The following is a 16,118-nucleotide window of genomic DNA, read 5'->3' as shown; positions in this document are numbered from 1 at the left end:
TATGAAACGCTCTGTCAAACACGCGGTGTCGCTGGCATTGGTCAGTGCATGCATGGGCTGTGCAGTGGGTCCCAACTATGTCAAACCTGTCGTCGCCACGCCTGCAGGGTGGCATCCGGAGGCGCCGTGGCAGACCGCCCAACCTCAGGACGACGCGCTCAGGGGAGACTGGTGGACGCTCTTCAACGATCCCGCGCTCGACGGCCTGGAACAGAAGGCCGCTGGAGCCAATCCGACGCTGAAGGCGGCCTTCGAGCACTACACGCAATCGGAGGCCGAACTCGGCGAGGTCAAATCGGCGGAGATGCCGTCTGTCGGTCTGGGGGCCGCGGCATCGCGCTCGCGGATTTCCGGGAACCGGCCGCTGCAGAGCTACGCCATTCCCAATACCTCAATCGTTCAGAACGATATCCAGGTTGGCATTCAGGCGAGCTATGAAGTCGATCTGTTTGGCCGGGTACGACGCGAAGTTGAGGCATCGAAAGCCGACAGCGAGCAGTCAAAAGCGGATTTCGAGAATATGGAGCTGGTGATTGCCGCAGAGGTGGCCACGACCTATTTCAATGTCCGCGAACTGGACGAAGAGACGGCTGTGGTGGATTCGATGGTGACCTACGAGCAGGCGGCGCTCAAATTCGTTGCCAGCCGGTATCGCGATGGCGATGCATCGGGTCTTGACTTGTCGCAGCAACAAGCCGAACTGGAGGCAACGACGACGCAACGCGAATTGCTCGCCGAGCAAAGGGCGCGCGCAGAACATGCACTCGCGACGTTGACGGGCACGCCCGCCCCCGACTTCCAGTTGGCGGCGGGCGCTATGCCGACCCGCATTCCAGCCGTACCGGTCGGCATTCCTTCCGGGTTGCTGCAGCGGCGTCCGGACATCGCCGCAGCGGAACGCGCCGTGGCCGCGGCGAATGCCAGGATTGGCGTGGCCCGCAGCGCCTACTACCCGAACATCGTGCTGAGCCCCTCTGTCGCATTCGAGTCCGTCGCCGGCGGGTCGCTGTTTACCGCGTCGAGCCTGCTGTGGTCGTTGGGCGGATCGGCCTTCGAGAACGTGTTTGAAGGCGGCAAGATTGTCGCCATGAACCGCTTCGCCGAAGCAGGGTATCGGGCGTCGGTCGACGACTATTCGGCCACTGTCCTGAAGGCCTTTCAGGAAGTTCAGGATGGCATGTCGAGCATGAGCTATCTGGGCAAGGCGGCTGACGAGTCGGTTGCGGCCACCCGTAGCGCGGATCACGTGTTGTCGATCGCGACGGAGCGCTATCAGGATGGACTTGCCAACTACCTCGACGTGATCGACGCCCAGCAGGCGTTGCTGACGCAGCGGCGATTGAACACCACCATCCGTGGCGAGCAACTGGCCCAGAGCGTGTTTCTCATCAAGGCGTTGGGAGGCGGCTGGGGTGCCTCCTCGTCTATGGCGAAGACACCGGATGCGGGTCACAACCCGGCGTCGTAAGCGCTCAGATGGACTCGAGGAAACCCTGGGATGGCCGAAACTCGAAAGCGGTTGTCCGCCGCGCGTTCCCCGGGTGGCTAGCATCCAGACATGGCCTCGCGAAATTCGCCGGGGCTCATTCAAGTGCTTTATCAACGCCGTCGTGAGGCTAGCGCAATGCGTTCGCACCTCCGATGGCTGGGCATCTAGGAGACTCGTATGACTGATTTATCTCATCTGGACAGTATCGTGGACGATGCGGATTCGATTACCGAAGTGGTGCAGGCTGCCATGAGCCGAACCGACGATGTCCGGCTCAAACAGATTGTCGATGCACTCGTGCGACACGCCCACGCGTTTTTCCGCGAAGTCAGATTGACCGACCAGGAGTTTGAGCAGGGCATCGAGTTTGTCAAGGCCATTGGTCAGGCCACGACAGACGATCACAACGAGGTGGTGTTGTGCGCGGACGTGCTGGGTTTTTCGACGCTGGTCACACTGCTCAATACCATCGACAAGACCGACCGCACGCCCGGCGCATTGCTCGGTCCGTTCTATCGCGGCCATTCCCCTGAATACCGCAACGGCGAATGCATTGTGGCCGACGGTTCGCCCGGCGCGCCGCTGTTCGTGCGTGGCCGCGTGGTCGATCGGGCACGGCGGCCGGTCGCGAATGCCATGGTGGATGTGTGGCAAGCATCGCCGGTGGGGCTTTATGAAAACCAGGACCCGGACCAGCCCGACATGAATCTGCGCGGCCGCTTCCGGACGGATGCCGAGGGCTACTTCCGCTTTCGTTCGGTCAGACCCGCCGGCTATCCGATTCCCACGCACGGTCCGGTGGGTGGGTTGCTGGAGAAGCAGCACCGGCATCCGTATCGACCTGCTCATATTCACTTCCTCGTCATCGCTGAAGGGTACGAGACGCTGGTCAGTCAGGTTTTTGCCGACGACTCGGGCTATCTCGGCTCGGATGTCGTGTTCGGCGTGATCCGCGATCTGGTCGGCCGATTCGAACTGCATGAGGACGGCAAGGCGCCTGACGCGGACGTGACCGGGCCGTACTACACGCTGGGATACGAGTTTGTGCTGGCCGAAGGTACGCCGACGTACCCGACGCCCCCCATCAAGTAACACGGAGACTCAAGTGTCCAAGGATCTCGAAGGAAAAGTAGCCGTCATTCTGGGCGGCACGGGCGGCATCGGCGCCGCTACGGCGACCCGGCTTGCCCATGCCGGCGCCACTGTCGTCGTCACCGGCCAGTCGGGTGTCGAAAAGGCGCAGCGGGTGGTCGATGCATTGCCGGGAAGCGGTCATCTGGCCGCGGTGGCGTCGCTTACGGACAGCGCATCGCTCGCCGCTCTCGCCAGTTGCGTCAAGGCGCAGTTGGGGCGCGCCGACATCCTCGTGAATACAGCCGGGTTTACCAAGCCGGTCAAACATGGCGACCTAGACGCGCTCACCGACGAGCTCATCGACGAAATCATGAAGGTCAACTGGCGCGCGCAGTTTGCGGCCATCCGGGCCTTTCGCCCGCTGCTCGACGAGTCCGGCGACGGTCTGGTGGTGAACGTGTCGTCGATTTCCGCCAGCACGGGCGTGGGCAGCAACATTGCCTACTGCGCGGCGAAGGCCGGGCTCGATGTGATGGCGGCCTCGCTGGCGCGGGCGCTGGCTCCGCGCATCCGGGTTTTGAACGTTTCGCCGGGTGTGGTCGATACGAGCTTTGTGCCAGGGCGCGGCGCGGACTTCAACGACAAGGTTGCCGCGACGACGCCGCTCGGACGCATTGGGACTCCTGACGATATCGCCGCAGCCGTCGAAGCATGCGCCACCCATTTGACATTCAGCACCGGCGTCACGATCGTGGTCGACGGCGGCCGCCGTCTGAACTGAACTGAGCTTAAGCGAGACCTCTCATGCATGTACGCAAAACCATCATCACCTGTGCGGTGACCGGCAACCTGACGAAGCCGGAGCAGCATCCCGGACTGCCGATTACGCCGCAGCAGATTGCGACCTCGGCGCTGGAAGCCGCCCAGGCCGGCGCCGCGGTCGTTCATATTCATGTGCGCGATCCGCAAACCGGCCGGCCGTCGATGGAGATCGATCTGTACCGGCAGGTGATCGAGCGCATCCGTGCCGTCGATCCCGAACTGATCATCAATCTGACCACAGGCCCCGGAGGACGCTTCATTCCGAGCGACGACGATCCCAAGGTGGCGGCGCCCGGCACCACACTGCTGCCGCCGGAACGACGCGTCGAACACATCGCGGCGCTGAAACCCGATATCTGCAGCCTCGACCTGAATACGATGAATTCAGGCGGCGACGTGGTGATCAACACCCCGAAGAACGTTCGCCGCATGGCTAGTGTGATACGTGAAGCGGGCGTCAAGCCGGAGCTCGAGATCTTCGATTCCGGCGACTTGCACCTCGCACTGGATCTGATCAAGGAAGGCGTGCTCGACGGGCCTGGACTCTGGACGTTCGTCCTGGGCGTGAAGTATGGCTTCGCCGCGACGCCCGAAACGCTGTTCTACGCCCGCAATTTTCTCCCGCCGGGCGCGGCGTGGTCGGCTTTCGGCATTGGCCGCACCGAGTTTCCCATCGTCGCCCAGGCGTGGCTCGCGGGTGGTCATGTGCGGGTCGGCCTCGAAGACAATATCTATCTCTCCAAAGGTGTGCTGGCCGAAACCAATGCGGTGCTGGTGGCCCGTGCGCGGGACATCGTATTGTCGCTCGGCGGTGAGATTGCGACCGCACGCGAAGCGCGCGAGCAACTGGGGTTGGTGAAATGAGCGAGGATCAGGATGCCCGGCAGTTCGGAACACCGTCGGTACACCGAACCGTATTCGTTGCTCATGGAACGTCGATTATCGGCGACGTGAAGATTGGCGAGCACGCGTCGATCTGGTTCAACTGCGTTTTGCGCGGTGACGTGCAGCGCATTGTGGTCGGCGCGCGAAGCAACATCCAGGACGGTTCGATCCTGCATGGCACGACCCATGGATCGCCGACGCTGATCGGCAGTCAGGTCACTGTGGGACATGGCGCGATTCTGCACGCCTGCACCATTGAGGACCTCGCCTTCGTCGGCTTCGGCGCCCGCGTTCTCGATAACGCGGTGGTGCGCACCGGCGGCATGCTGGCGGCGGGCGCGGTGCTGACACCTGGGAAAGTGGTCGGAGCCGGGGAGTTGTGGGCTGGTAATCCGGCCAAACTTCTGCGCCCGCTCACCGAGCAGGAACGCGCAGGAATGGTCACGTCGGCAGACCGTTATGTGGCGCTCGCGCAGCGCTACCTGTTTTCCAAACCGGTTGTTCTGCACTTCTGAGTCTTGCGTAAGCCATGAACGTAACGCGATTTAACGAAGCCCCCGAGTACCTGCCCGCGCATCACTATCAGATGCGTTGTGTGCGGCTTCAGGGGCACGAGGCCGGCCCTGCCGACGCATTGTGGATGGGGGTCTCGACGATCGAGCCCGGGGGGCACACGTCGCTGGCGGCGTCGCCGCTGGAGAAGCACTACGTGGTGCTGCGAGGCGAGGTGGTGGTCAGCACTGGGGACCACGAAGCAACGCTGTACCGCTACGACTCGTGCCGTCTGGCGCCAGGTGAAACACGCGCATTGAGAAACGATTCCGCCGAGGTCGCCATGATTTTATTGGCCATGCCGGTAGCGGGTTCGACACCCTGACCCGTCGCGAGGTTCCAGCCGCAGCGTTGCAGTTTGGTTAACGGTCTATTGATAAATGACGGCTCCTCCTGCGCGCGCATTGCCTCTACCATTGCTGCGGCGCTGCATGGGCAGCCAGTCATCAAGGAGTCTCATGAATCTCGCTTCGATCCGCAAAGACGCCTTTGCGATGCCCGTTCACAATCCCGCGTATCCCCGGCCGCCGTACCGCTTTATCAACCGGGAATACTTCATCATTTCCTACGAGACCGATTTCGATGCGCTGCGCGCCATCGTGCCGGAGCCGTTGCATCCGGAAAACGATCTCGTGCATTACGAATTCATTCGCATGCCGGACTCGTCGGGCTTCGGTAATTACACCGAGAGCGGTCAGGTTATCTCGGTGCGCGACCAGCAAGGGCGCCTTGGCAACTACACGCATTCGATGTACCTCGATGACGAAGGTCCGATTGCCGGGGGCCGCGAAATATGGGGCTTTCCGAAGAAACTGGCTAAACCCACCCTGGGTGTCGACGGTAACGACACGCTGCTCGGCACGCTCGACTACGGTACCCAGCGTATCGCCACCGGCACGATGGGCTTCAAGCATGTGGCGCTCGATATCGAGGCTGAACGCAAGAAGCTGGCGGACACACCGAATTACCTGTTGAAAGTGATTCCGCACGTCGACGGTTCGCCGCGCGTCTGCGAGCTCGTGCGCTTCTATCTGCGCGACGTGAGCGTGCTGGGCGCGTGGTCGGGTCCCGCCGCGCTCGAACTGCATCCGCACGCGCTGGCGCCGGTCGCCGATCTGCCGGTGAAGCGGGTGGTCGGCGCGCGGCATGTGATTGCCAATCTCACGCTGGATATCGGCGAGGTCGCACTCGATTATCTCGCTTCGACCGAGAGCATGAAGCTCGCGGTCAATCAATAACGAATCGTGAACCGATTAGAAAGGAACGCAACATGTCGTTGAACAATAAAGTCGCGCTTGTAACCGGCGCAGCAAGCGGTATCGGCGAGCAATGCGCACGCAAGCTCGCGAGTCTCGGCGCCGCAGTGGTGATCGCCGACCTGAATCTCGAGAACGCGCAGAAGGTCGCGAGCAGCATCGTCGCCGCGGGCGGCAAGGCGCTGGCCGTCGCGATGGATGTCACGAACGAAGAAGCGGTGAATAGCGGGATTGAGCGCGCGGTGCAGGAGCTGGGCAGCCTCGACGTGCTCGTCTCGAACGCGGGGATCCAGATCGTCGCGCCCATCGAGGAGTATGCGTTTTCCGACTGGAAGAAGATGCTGGCGATCCATCTGGATGGCGCCTTCCTCACCACCAAGGCGGCGATCAAGCATATGTACGCGGGCGGCAAGGGCGGCTCGATCGTCTATATGGGTTCGGTCCATTCGCATGAGGCGTCGAAGCTGAAGTCCGCCTATGTGACGGCCAAGCATGGCTTGCTCGGACTGGCCCGCGTGGTCGCCAAGGAAGGCGGCCCGCGAGGCGTGCGCGCGAACGTGGTGTGTCCGGGCTATGTGCGCACCCCGCTCGTCGACAAGCAGATTCCCGAGCAGGCCAAGGAGCTCGGCATTTCCGAAGCCGAAGTCGTGAAGAACGTGATGCTCAAGGAAACCGTCGACGGTGAATTCACCACGGTCGAGGACGTCGCCAATACGGTTGCGTTCCTTGCCGGTTTCGAATCGAATGCGCTCACCGGGCAGTCGGTGGTCGTCAGCCACGGCTGGTTCATGCAATAAGGGGTTACGTATGCGCAGCAGCACAACAAAAACTAACCGGCAGCCGGATGCGTTCGTGCTGCCGCGCTACGATGAAATTGCCCTCGTGCTTCAGGGCGGCGGCGCGCTGGGATCCTACCAGGCCGGCGTCTACGAAGGTCTGGCCGAGGCCGGTGTGCAACCGCACTGGATCGCCGGCGTCTCGATCGGCGCATTGAATACCGCGATCATTGCCGGTAATGCGCCGGAGAAGCGCGTGGAAGCGTTACGCGGCTTCTGGAATGCGATCTGCCATCCACGCGACTGGCTCGGCGGCCTGGGCGCCCTGGCGCTACCGGTCATGGGGCTGCAAGACCTGTCGCGCAAGTGGGCCAGCATGTGGGCCGCGGGGCGCGCGTTGACGGAGGGCCAACCAGGCTTCTTTGCCCCGCGCGTGCCGTTGCCGATGGCCGGCTTCGGCAAGCAAAGCCCCAACGTGGTCAGCTATTACGACACGGCCGCGCTAAAAGAAACGCTGTTGAAGTTCGCCGATTTCGACCGCATCAACGATGGCGACATTCGCGTGTCGGTCGGCGCGGTGAATGTGCGCACCGGCAACCTGGTGTACTTCGACAACACGAAGATGCGTCTGGAACCGGAGCACTTCATGGCGTCGGGCGCTTTGCCGCCGGGTTTTCCGGCGGTTGAGATAGACGGCGAATACTACTGGGACGGCGGCCTCGTTTCCAACACGCCGTTGACCGAGGTGCTGCGCGACGCCGACCACAAGGATGCACTGGTTTTTCAGGTGGATCTGTGGAGCGCGAGCGGCAAGGCGCCGGGGGATTTCCTCGACGTGTCGGAGCGTGCCAAAGACATCCAGTACTCGAGCCGTACGCGAGCGATTACCAGCATGCTGGCGGATCGCCAGAAGCACGCACGTTTCATCAAGGAACTGCTCGCGCATGTTCCGGCCGATGTGCGCAAAACCGATCCGCTATTCCGTCTCGCCGAAGAGGCCGCCGACGGCAGCGCAATCAATGTGGTGCATCTCATCTACAAGAACAAGCCGTATGAGGGGCATTACAAGGACTACGAGTTCAGCAGCGACACGATGCACGAGCATTGGGAAAGCGGTCTCGAAGACATTCGCGATTCGTTTGCTCATCGGGATTGGTTCGACGTGCCGAGCCGCGAACAGGGTTTCGTGACGCACGACGTGCATCGCCGGCCGGGTTCCGTACCGCAGTCCGATCGCGACATGCCTGAATTGCCCCTCGGCGTGGAGCGCAAGGTCGCCGCATGAACCGAGGCTTGCGTCTGCTGCAGACGACTTCGTAAGCGTTGGTAAGTCTTCGGCGCAAGGCTATCCGCGCCGCGTTGCCGCACTCAGGTAAGGCGCGGTAAGACTCCCGCCATCCCAATCCCTCCGCATCCCTCCCTATAGCGTCGCACTGCGTGCGACGCCTTCAATCACCGCGCCGCATCGCGTCTTTCGCCCCTGCGAGGGCCCTCCGTAGCCACGCTGTTGGCGAACGCCCGACGCTTTCACTGTTGCGCGGCGCAGACGGTTTACCCGACAAAAAGTTTTTATGTTGATCAAATAAATTTTGATCAATGTATTGTTGCCGCGTGATGACGAGTCACTCTTTGTAGCAAGCATCCTGGTCATGGACCTAACCGGCGGTGCCTGCTGGAACTCATGGCCGCGCGTTGCTTGACGCGCAACCCATCTTCTCTCGAAACATGCACAAGGTGCAGGCAGAGGTCATGCCTGCGCCGGCCGCGTCGCAGGGAAAGGGCTTAAAAATCCTTACCGGAAATATTATCTGGTAACTGTTTGAAATGAAATTTAGTAATCCGTAATAGAAATAAATATTAAGCGGCATTTTCGTTGCTTCGAGCGCGCGCTGACTTGTGCCAGAAGACGCGCCGGAGCAGCGCTTACCGGGATGCGGCGTCGCGACGTTGCGACGCCGTGAATCGCGGAGAGAGGTCCAAAAAGCATCTCTCCGCATAACAACGTATGACCTTACTGACAAGTGTGAGGAGTGAGATGAAGCAACGGGCATTGGCAATCGCCATTAGAAGAACAATCTGGGCCGAACTGGCACTGTCGACAGTGATCGCGGTTCCGGCATTCGCGCAGAGTCAACCTGCTGCGCCTGCAACCGCGGCGTCGGGTACGGCCGCCGCAGCCGCACCGGCCGCGGCTTCGGGAGCGGCGGCGACTTCGACCGCCACGAGCAGCGGCAAGAACGTCAAGCAGCTCCAGACGTTCCAGGTGACGGGCTCGCTGATCCGCCAGGCGGATAAGACCGGCTTCAACCAGGTTCAGGTGATTTCGAACAAGGATATCCAGGAATCGGGCGAACAGAGCGTGGCCGATTACATGCGCGCCATCTCGGCCAATTCGGCCAATAGCTGGGGTGAGGCGAATGCCGACAGCTTTGCCGCCGGCGGTTCCGGTATCGCGCTGCGCGGCCTGAGCGAAAAGTACACGCTGGTGCTCGTCGACGGCCAACGGGTTGCGCCGTTCGCATTTGCCGTCAACGGCACGGATCAGTTCTTCGACCTGAATACCCTGCCGCTGAGCGCGATCGATCGCATCGAAGTCGTCAAGACCGGTGCGGTGTCGCAATACGGCTCGGACGCGATTGCCGGTGTCGTGAACATCATCACGAAGCATGATTTCCAGGGCCTGCAGCTCGACGGCAGCTATGGCGGCGCCACGCAAGGAGGCGCCGGCACCACCAAGTTCAGCGTCCTCGGGGGCTTCGGCAACCTGACGTCCGATGGCTACAACATCACCGCGACCGCCAGCTACTACAAGGACAACGGCTTCACGCTTGCCGACCGCGATACAACCGAGAATCAGGACTACACCGGCAAGGCGTATGGCGGCAATGTGCAGACGCCGACGTATTTCCTGAATCCGACCACGGGTGTGGCGTCGGTGCCCTTCGGTTGCGGCGGCGGCTCGCTTGTTCCGTATTCGAGCAGCCTGACCGTGACGCAAGCGGGCGCGGCAACGGGCGGTAACGTGTGTCTGCGAAACACAGCCGAAGACTATTCGGTCGATCCGATGACCGAGCGTTTTAACGCCAAGGTCCACGCGGACTTCAAGATCAACGACCAGGTGACGGCCTACGCCGACCTGTGGGAAAGCAACAATACGACGACTACGAGCGACGGCCCCGTCGTCCTCGGCGACTCGCTCTCGTACAACCCGGTCACCAAGACCGTGACTCCTTACACGGTGACTGTGCCGGCTAACAATCCGTACAACACGACCGGCGTGGCGCAGGAACTGTTTGGTACCCTGCCGGCGACGTATAACTCGGTGACCGATTCGAACTACTGGCGTGCGGCAATGGGCGTGAAGGGGACCTTCTCCACGGGTGCGGAGGACTGGGACTGGAATACGGGCTACACCCATTCGATGAGCACGGTGAGCAACACGCTCAATGGTGTGATCAACGAGAATGCCCTGACCACCGCGCTGAATAACGGCACGTTTAACTTCGTTAATCCGTCCGCCACGCCGGCTGCCCTGAGCAGCATTCTGACCTCGGCGGACAACCTGGGCATTTCCAAGCTCGACGCGCTGGACGCAACCCTGTCGACGCCGAACCTGTTCCATATCCCGACCGGTGATGTCGGCTTCGGTGTGGGTGCGCAGTTCCTGCACGAAAGCGAGCTGATCGAAGAGGGCGGCGCCTACACGACCGGTGAGGTGTTGAACCCGAACCTCCAGGAAGTAGCCGGCGAGCGCAATGTTGCCGCCGTGTATTACCAGGTCGACGTGCCGCTGATCAACAAGATGCTGACGTTCAGCCAGTCGGGCCGCTATGACCACTACAGCGACTTCGGCGGCGCGTTCTCGCCGCGTTTCGCGTTGCGGTTCCAGCCGATCCAGCAGTTGACCGCCTATGCTTCGTACACCCGTGGCTTCCGCGCACCGGAATTCCTCGAGAATACGAACTCGTCGAACCTCGGCATCCAGCCGGTCGGTCCTGGTGGCGCGGAGGAAAACGTCATCACCAAGGGCAACCCGGATCTGCAGCCGGAACGCACGAAGAACTACAACGTGGGCTTTGAACTGTCGCCGACGCGTACGACCGACGTGGGTGTCGACTGGTACAAGATTCACGTCGACAACGCCATTGGCACAGTGCTCGATCCGTCGGGCACCGTCTACAACTCGGACGGCTCGATTGCCTACGAGGTCAACGAGTACGAAAACCTCGGCTCGTTCGATACGGACGGCTTCGAAATGACGTTCTCGCAGTCGCTGCCGACCAAGATCGGTACGTTCAAGCTGTCGGCAGACTGGGCCTATGTGTGGCACTTCACGATCGACGGGCTCGGCGGCGTGACCTCGGTTGACGGCGCGGGTAACAACCTGACCTATGCGCAACCGTTTGGCGGCTCGTTCCCGCGCTGGAAGGGCAACACGGACCTGTCGTGGAATTTCCACCAATGGACGGCCGATCTGGCATGGCAGTACACCGGTCCGTACTCGAACGCGCTGGGTCTCGACTATTCCACCGCGTCGTTTAGCCAGTTCAACCTGAATGTGGCGTACACGGGCTTCAAGCACTGGACCATCTACGGCGGCGTGAACAACATCTTCAACAAGGCGCCTCCGTACGATCCGGAATGGCTCAACGCCAGTTCCGCCACGCTGACCGGTTACGACGAGTCGCTGTACACGTACCTGGGCCGTTACCTGCAAGTGGGGGCAACGTACAAGTTCTAAGCCGCAGTGTGTTGAATCGAATCATGCAGTAGTCTTCTCCTCTCGCGGTCGCTCCGGATTTCATGGTCTGGAGCGACCGTTTCTTTTGTCGACGTATCGGCGTGAAGACCGCATGCGCAACGTGCGCGCGGTGTCCCGGTTGCGCCAAAAGTCCTCCTCTCGGTCACCCCATTCCTCGCGCTTCGGCGGCTTCCACCTCGCTAGCGTGTAAACTGCTGACTTTTTTGAATCTGGTGGTATGTTGCAAGCCCCACAGCGCACAGCCTTCAGCGGCCCGGCGCTCATTCGCGTCCTTGCCCGCCTGACGGACCTCGATGTCCCCGAATCCAGCCAATCGCTCTCGGACCGGCTTAGCCAGTGGCTCGGCTGGACCGACGCCATTGGGCTGTCGACGGCGCTGGGCGGCACGCCGCTGAACGGCCATCCGGCGGGCGGTGCGCCGCGGGGCGGCCAGCCGTCCGCCGCAGCGGCCGGCGCGCGAGCCGACGGCCACGCGGAGGAGGCCGAGTGCGCCCGCGTGCGCGCTTCGCTCGCGAAGGCCATCGCCGGCGATAGCACGTTTGCCGCTGCGAAGCGGCGTGCGCTCGCGCAAGCGCCCGTCCAGGATGTCGCGGCGGATGCGGCGCTCGACTATGCGGTGTTTCGGCAGCGCTATCAGTCCATCCAGCAGACCATGGAGACCACCATCGGCAACCTGCGCGGCCGCTTGCGAACCATGCTGGCGGCCCGCACCCCTGCCATGGCGCGGCTCGCGGTGGTGGATGCGGTCATGGAGCGTGCCTTGGGTGCCCGCGAGCACAACCTGCTCGCCACCGTGCCCGGCCTGCTCGCAGGGCACTTCGAGCGCCTGCGCGGCGCCGAGCGGGAGGCGCTGGCCGCCGCCGAATCCGCCGCCGCCGTCGCGGCTGGCGATGCGGCAGGGGTCAGAGCCGGCGCATGGCTCGACGTGTTTCGCAAGGATATGCAGAGCGTATTGCTTGCCGAACTGGATGTTCGTTTTCAACCGGTCGAAGGGTTGCTCGCGGCCCTTCTTACCCGCTAACTGGGACACTATGTCCAGATATCTCAATCTCGTTGTTTTCCTCGCCGGTCTCGTGGCTGTTTGCTGGATCGGCGCCGGTTATGTCGTCTCCAACCCGCTTGCGCTGGCCGTCACGCTGCTGATCGGCGCCTGCTATGTAGCCGGCGCGCTCGAACTGCAACGCTACAGCCAGGCCACGGCCACGCTGACGCGCGCCGTGACGAGCCTGTCCGAACCGCCGCGCAGCCTCGGCGCGTGGCTCGAGCCTTTGCATCCCAGTCTGCGCAATGCCGTGCGTCTGCGCGTCGAAGGAGAGCGCGTGGCGCTGCCGGGGCCGGCGCTCACGCCCTATCTGGTCGGCCTGCTCGTGTTGCTGGGCATGTTCGGCACGCTGCTGGGCATGGTGGCGACCCTGAGGGGCACCGGCATGGCGCTGGAGAGCGCGACGGACCTGCAGGCCATCCGCGCGTCGCTGGCGGCGCCGGTCAAGGGCCTGGGCTTTGCCTTCGGCACCTCGATTGCGGGCGTGGCCGCCTCCGCGATGCTGGGGCTGCTTTCGGCCTTGTGCCGGCGCGAGCGGATCGGCGCGGGGCAAACGCTCGACGTCAAGATTGGATCGGCATTGCGCATCTACTCGCAGAGCCATCAGCGCGAGGAAAGCTTCAAGCTCCTGCAGCGCCAGGCCGAGGTGATGCCCACACTGGTGGACCGTCTGCAGACGATGATGGCGACCATCGAGCGCCAGAGCCTCGCCCTGAACGAGCGGCAGATCGCCGCCCAGGATGCTTTTCACGGCAAGACCGAGGCGGCCTACGCGCGCCTCGCTGCCAATGTGGAGCAGTCGTTGAAGTCGAGCGTGGCCGACAGCGCCCGCGCCGCCAGCGCGGCGCTCAAGCCGGTCATGGAGGCCACCATGGCGGGTCTCGCGCGCGAGACGGCCGGATTGCACGACACCGTCACCCACGCCGTGCAGCGGCAACTGGATGGACTGTCGTCCGGCTTCGCGGCCACCACCACAACCGTAGCGGACATCTGGAATCAGGCACTGGCCGGGCAGCAGCGCTCGAACGAGGCGCTTGCCGAGCAGTTGCGCGGCTCGCTGGAGCGCTTCACCTCAACCTTCGAGCAACGCTCCGCGGGCCTGCTGGAGGGCGTCTCCGCGCGTCTGGACGCGACCGCGGGCAAGGTGTCGGAAGCCTGGAACGAGGCGTTGGTGCGCCAGGAACGCGTCAGCGAAAAGCTGTCGAGCCACAACGAGCAAGCCCTGGCGGCAGCCGCGGCGACCTTCGAGCAACATTCGGCGTCGTTGCTGCGCACGGTGGGTCAGTCGCATGCGGACTTGCAGACGGAACTGGCTTCGCGCGACCAGCAGCGCCTCGCCGTCTGGACCGAGTCGCTCGGTTCGCTGGCCGCGACCTTGAGCCGCGAGTGGGAACAGACGGGCACGCGTACCGCGAGCCGCCAGCAGGAGATTTGCGACACACTGGCGCAGACCGCGCGCGATATCTCGGCGCAGACCCAGGCGCACGCCAGCAGCACCATCGCCGAGATCTCCCAGCTTGTGCAGGTGGCCTCGGAAGCGCCGAAGGCCGCTGCCGAAGTCGTCGCCGAACTGCGTCAGAAGCTCTCCGAGAGCATGGCCCGCGACACCGCGATGCTGGAAGAGCGCAGCCGCCTGCTCGCCACGGTGGAGACCCTGCTCGATGCCGTGAACCACGCCTCGACCGAACAACGCTCGGCAGTCGATGCGCTCGTCACCACGACGGCGGATCTGCTGGACCGCGTCGGCACGCAGTTCGCGGACAAGGTCGAGCTCGAGACCGGCAAGCTGGGCTCGGTCGCGGCCCAGGTCACCGGCAGCGCAGTCGAAGTGGCGAGCCTCGGCGATGCGTTCGGGGCGGCCGTCCACGTGTTCGGCGAGTCGAACGGCAAGCTGGTGGACCACCTGCAACGTATCGAAGCTGCGCTGGACAAGTCCCTCGCGCGCAGCGACGAACAGTTGGCCTATTACGTGGCGCAGGCGCGCGAAGTCATCGACCTGAGCATGATGTCGCAGAAGCAGATCGTCGAAGACCTGCAGCAGCTCGCCGGCCGGCGGGCATCCGCCGGAGTTGAAGCGGCATGAGCGAGGATATTGACGGCGGCATCGAAACGGCGGCGCCGATCTGGCCTGTCTTCGCCGACCTGATGTCGGTGCTGCTGGGCGCCTTCGTGCTGATCCTGGTGGCTGTCATCGGCGTGCAACTGGAGCTTTCGACGCGGCTCGACCAGGAGGTCAGGCAGCGGCAGATGGAGACGCAGCGCCGCAAGACCCTGGAACAGGCGCTCGCGGTGCCGCTGGCGGCGGGCCGGGTGACGCTCGTCAACGGGCGTATCGGCATCAGCGGCAGCGTGCTGTTTGCGCTGAACTCCGATCAGTTGCAGCCCGAAGGCCGGGAGGTGTTGAAGAGCCTCGCGGGACCGCTGTCCGCCTATCTCCAGGCGCGTGGCGAGATCCTGATGGTGAGCGGCTTCACCGACGACCGCCAGGTGGGCGAGGCGAACCGTCGCTTTGCCGACAACTGGGAACTGTCGGCGCAGCGCGCGTTGACGGTGACGCGTGCCTTGATCGACGCGGGCATTCCGGCTTCCTCGGTGTTTGCGGCGGCGTTCGGTTCGCAGGAGCCCGTGAGTTCGAATGCCGACGAGCCTGGCCGGGCCAGGAACCGGCGGGTGGAATTGGCGCCGATTCCAAAGCCGTCAAATGCGACGGTGAAATCCGGTGAGTAGCGGCGTGAAGGGTGCGAGCGCTGTGAGTGCTGCAAGCGGCGCTGCGGCAAGCGAGGCTCGCGCCACGCTCGACGCGTGGCGCGAGCGCGGCGCCGAGCGCATGGATCCCGTACGCTTTCATTTCATCGAGGCGCTGGATCGGCGGGCGGCCGGCTATAGCGGCGAGGCGCGGCGCATCCTCGACGCAAGGGTAGCTGGCCTGCTCGCGGCGTATGCCGAGGATCTCGGGAAGACCGCATTCGTGGCCGATGCTGCGGGCAGTGCGAGTGGCGCGCGCAACGCGGCCAGCGCACCGCAGTCAGGTGGCCCCACTCGCGCAGCCTTGGGTGTTCTGCTCGATCACATTGCAAGCCGTGCGTCGACGGCGGAGGCACCTGCTTTCGCAGCGGGCCAGCTCACACCCCAGCCGGCCCCTTGGCCGGAGCTCGAGATACTCGAGTATTTCAGGGAAGTCTGGTCCAGGCTCGGTACGGAAAGACAGTTGCGGCAGTCGTTGCAACAAGTGCCCGGCAATGCCGGTCCGCTCAATTCGAGCAGTCTCGTGCACCGGTCGCTTTCGCTGATGCGCGAGCTGTCACCGGGGTATCTGCAGCAGTTCCTCTCGTACGTCGACGCCTTGTCGTGGATGGAGCAGATCAACAGCGGCGGCGCGCCGGCGGGTAAAGAGGCGCCTCGCGCTGCAAGCCCGCGGAAGAGCACGCGCAGCACGCCACGCTAGCGGGGCGAGCCCACG

General features: G+C 63.3%; 14 protein-coding genes. All 14 read left to right on the top strand.

Features of this window, described 5'->3' with window-relative positions; translation table 11 throughout:
* Position 1: 1 nt before the first annotated feature.
* The 14 genes from P3T42_RS34405 (at position 2) to P3T42_RS34340 (ending at position 16,103) form a co-directional block, all read left to right on the top strand.
* Entirely contained in the window at positions 2-1,468 is a 1,467-nt protein-coding gene (locus P3T42_RS34405) for an efflux transporter outer membrane subunit (RefSeq protein WP_429308505.1), read from the top strand.
* A gap of 198 nt (positions 1,469-1,666) precedes the next feature.
* Positions 1,667-2,581: a dioxygenase gene (locus P3T42_RS34400; protein WP_074296779.1), complete on the top strand. Its 915-nt coding sequence runs from the start codon at positions 1,667-1,669 to the stop codon at positions 2,579-2,581.
* A gap of 13 nt (positions 2,582-2,594) precedes the next feature.
* On the top strand, positions 2,595-3,344 hold the full coding sequence (locus P3T42_RS34395) for an SDR family NAD(P)-dependent oxidoreductase (RefSeq protein WP_074296777.1): 750 nt from the start codon (positions 2,595-2,597) through the stop codon (positions 3,342-3,344).
* A 23-nt stretch (positions 3,345-3,367) separates the two neighbouring features.
* On the top strand, positions 3,368-4,249 hold the full coding sequence (locus P3T42_RS34390; protein WP_074296775.1) for a 3-keto-5-aminohexanoate cleavage protein: 882 nt from the start codon (positions 3,368-3,370) through the stop codon (positions 4,247-4,249).
* The gene (locus P3T42_RS34385) at positions 4,246-4,785 is read left to right on the top strand and encodes a gamma carbonic anhydrase family protein (protein ID WP_074296773.1); all 540 of its coding nucleotides are present in this window, start codon (positions 4,246-4,248) and stop codon (positions 4,783-4,785) included. Before P3T42_RS34390 ends, P3T42_RS34385 begins: the two co-directional genes overlap by 4 nt.
* A 14-nt stretch (positions 4,786-4,799) precedes the next feature.
* Positions 4,800-5,147 carry a cupin domain-containing protein gene (locus P3T42_RS34380; RefSeq protein ID WP_429308504.1) on the top strand — a complete coding sequence of 116 codons (348 nt, stop codon included), beginning with the start codon at positions 4,800-4,802 and terminating at the stop codon, positions 5,145-5,147.
* A gap of 133 nt (positions 5,148-5,280) precedes the next feature.
* Positions 5,281-6,060 carry an acetoacetate decarboxylase gene (locus P3T42_RS34375; RefSeq protein ID WP_429308503.1) on the top strand — a complete coding sequence of 260 codons (780 nt, stop codon included), beginning with the start codon at positions 5,281-5,283 and terminating at the stop codon, positions 6,058-6,060.
* 32 nt (positions 6,061-6,092) lie between these two features.
* Positions 6,093-6,875, top strand: a complete 783-nt coding sequence (locus P3T42_RS34370) for a 3-hydroxybutyrate dehydrogenase (protein ID WP_429308502.1) — start codon at positions 6,093-6,095, stop codon at positions 6,873-6,875.
* Between the two features lie 10 nt (positions 6,876-6,885).
* Complete coding sequence (locus tag P3T42_RS34365) at positions 6,886-8,139, top strand: DUF3734 domain-containing protein (protein WP_074296764.1); 1,254 nt, start codon at positions 6,886-6,888, stop codon at positions 8,137-8,139.
* Positions 8,140-8,889: 750 nt separating this feature from the next.
* Positions 8,890-11,595 (top strand): TonB-dependent receptor, encoded by a 2,706-nt coding sequence (locus P3T42_RS34360; protein ID WP_429308501.1) that lies wholly within the window; start codon positions 8,890-8,892, stop codon positions 11,593-11,595.
* A gap of 238 nt (positions 11,596-11,833) precedes the next feature.
* On the top strand, positions 11,834-12,637 hold the full coding sequence (locus tag P3T42_RS34355) for a DUF3348 domain-containing protein (RefSeq protein WP_429308500.1): 804 nt from the start codon (positions 11,834-11,836) through the stop codon (positions 12,635-12,637).
* A 10-nt stretch (positions 12,638-12,647) separates the two neighbouring features.
* Positions 12,648-14,741 (top strand): DUF802 domain-containing protein, encoded by a 2,094-nt coding sequence (locus P3T42_RS34350; RefSeq protein WP_429308499.1) that lies wholly within the window; start codon positions 12,648-12,650, stop codon positions 14,739-14,741.
* Complete coding sequence (locus tag P3T42_RS34345) at positions 14,738-15,385, top strand: OmpA family protein (RefSeq protein ID WP_429308498.1); 648 nt, start codon at positions 14,738-14,740, stop codon at positions 15,383-15,385. The genes P3T42_RS34350 and P3T42_RS34345 overlap by 4 nt, the downstream gene beginning before the upstream one ends.
* Positions 15,386-15,407: 22 nt before the next feature.
* Positions 15,408-16,103, top strand: coding sequence for a DUF2894 domain-containing protein (locus P3T42_RS34340; RefSeq protein ID WP_429308497.1), 696 nt, complete (start codon positions 15,408-15,410; stop codon positions 16,101-16,103).
* Positions 16,104-16,118: the final 15 nt, after the last annotated feature.

It is taken from the genome of Paraburkholderia sp. GAS38 (assembly GCF_050434965.1).
In the GTDB taxonomy this organism is placed as follows: domain Bacteria; phylum Pseudomonadota; class Gammaproteobacteria; order Burkholderiales; family Burkholderiaceae; genus Paraburkholderia; species Paraburkholderia phenazinium_A.
The sequence above is the reverse complement of the archived record's forward strand: the minus strand, read 5'-3'. Positions and strand labels throughout refer to the sequence as shown.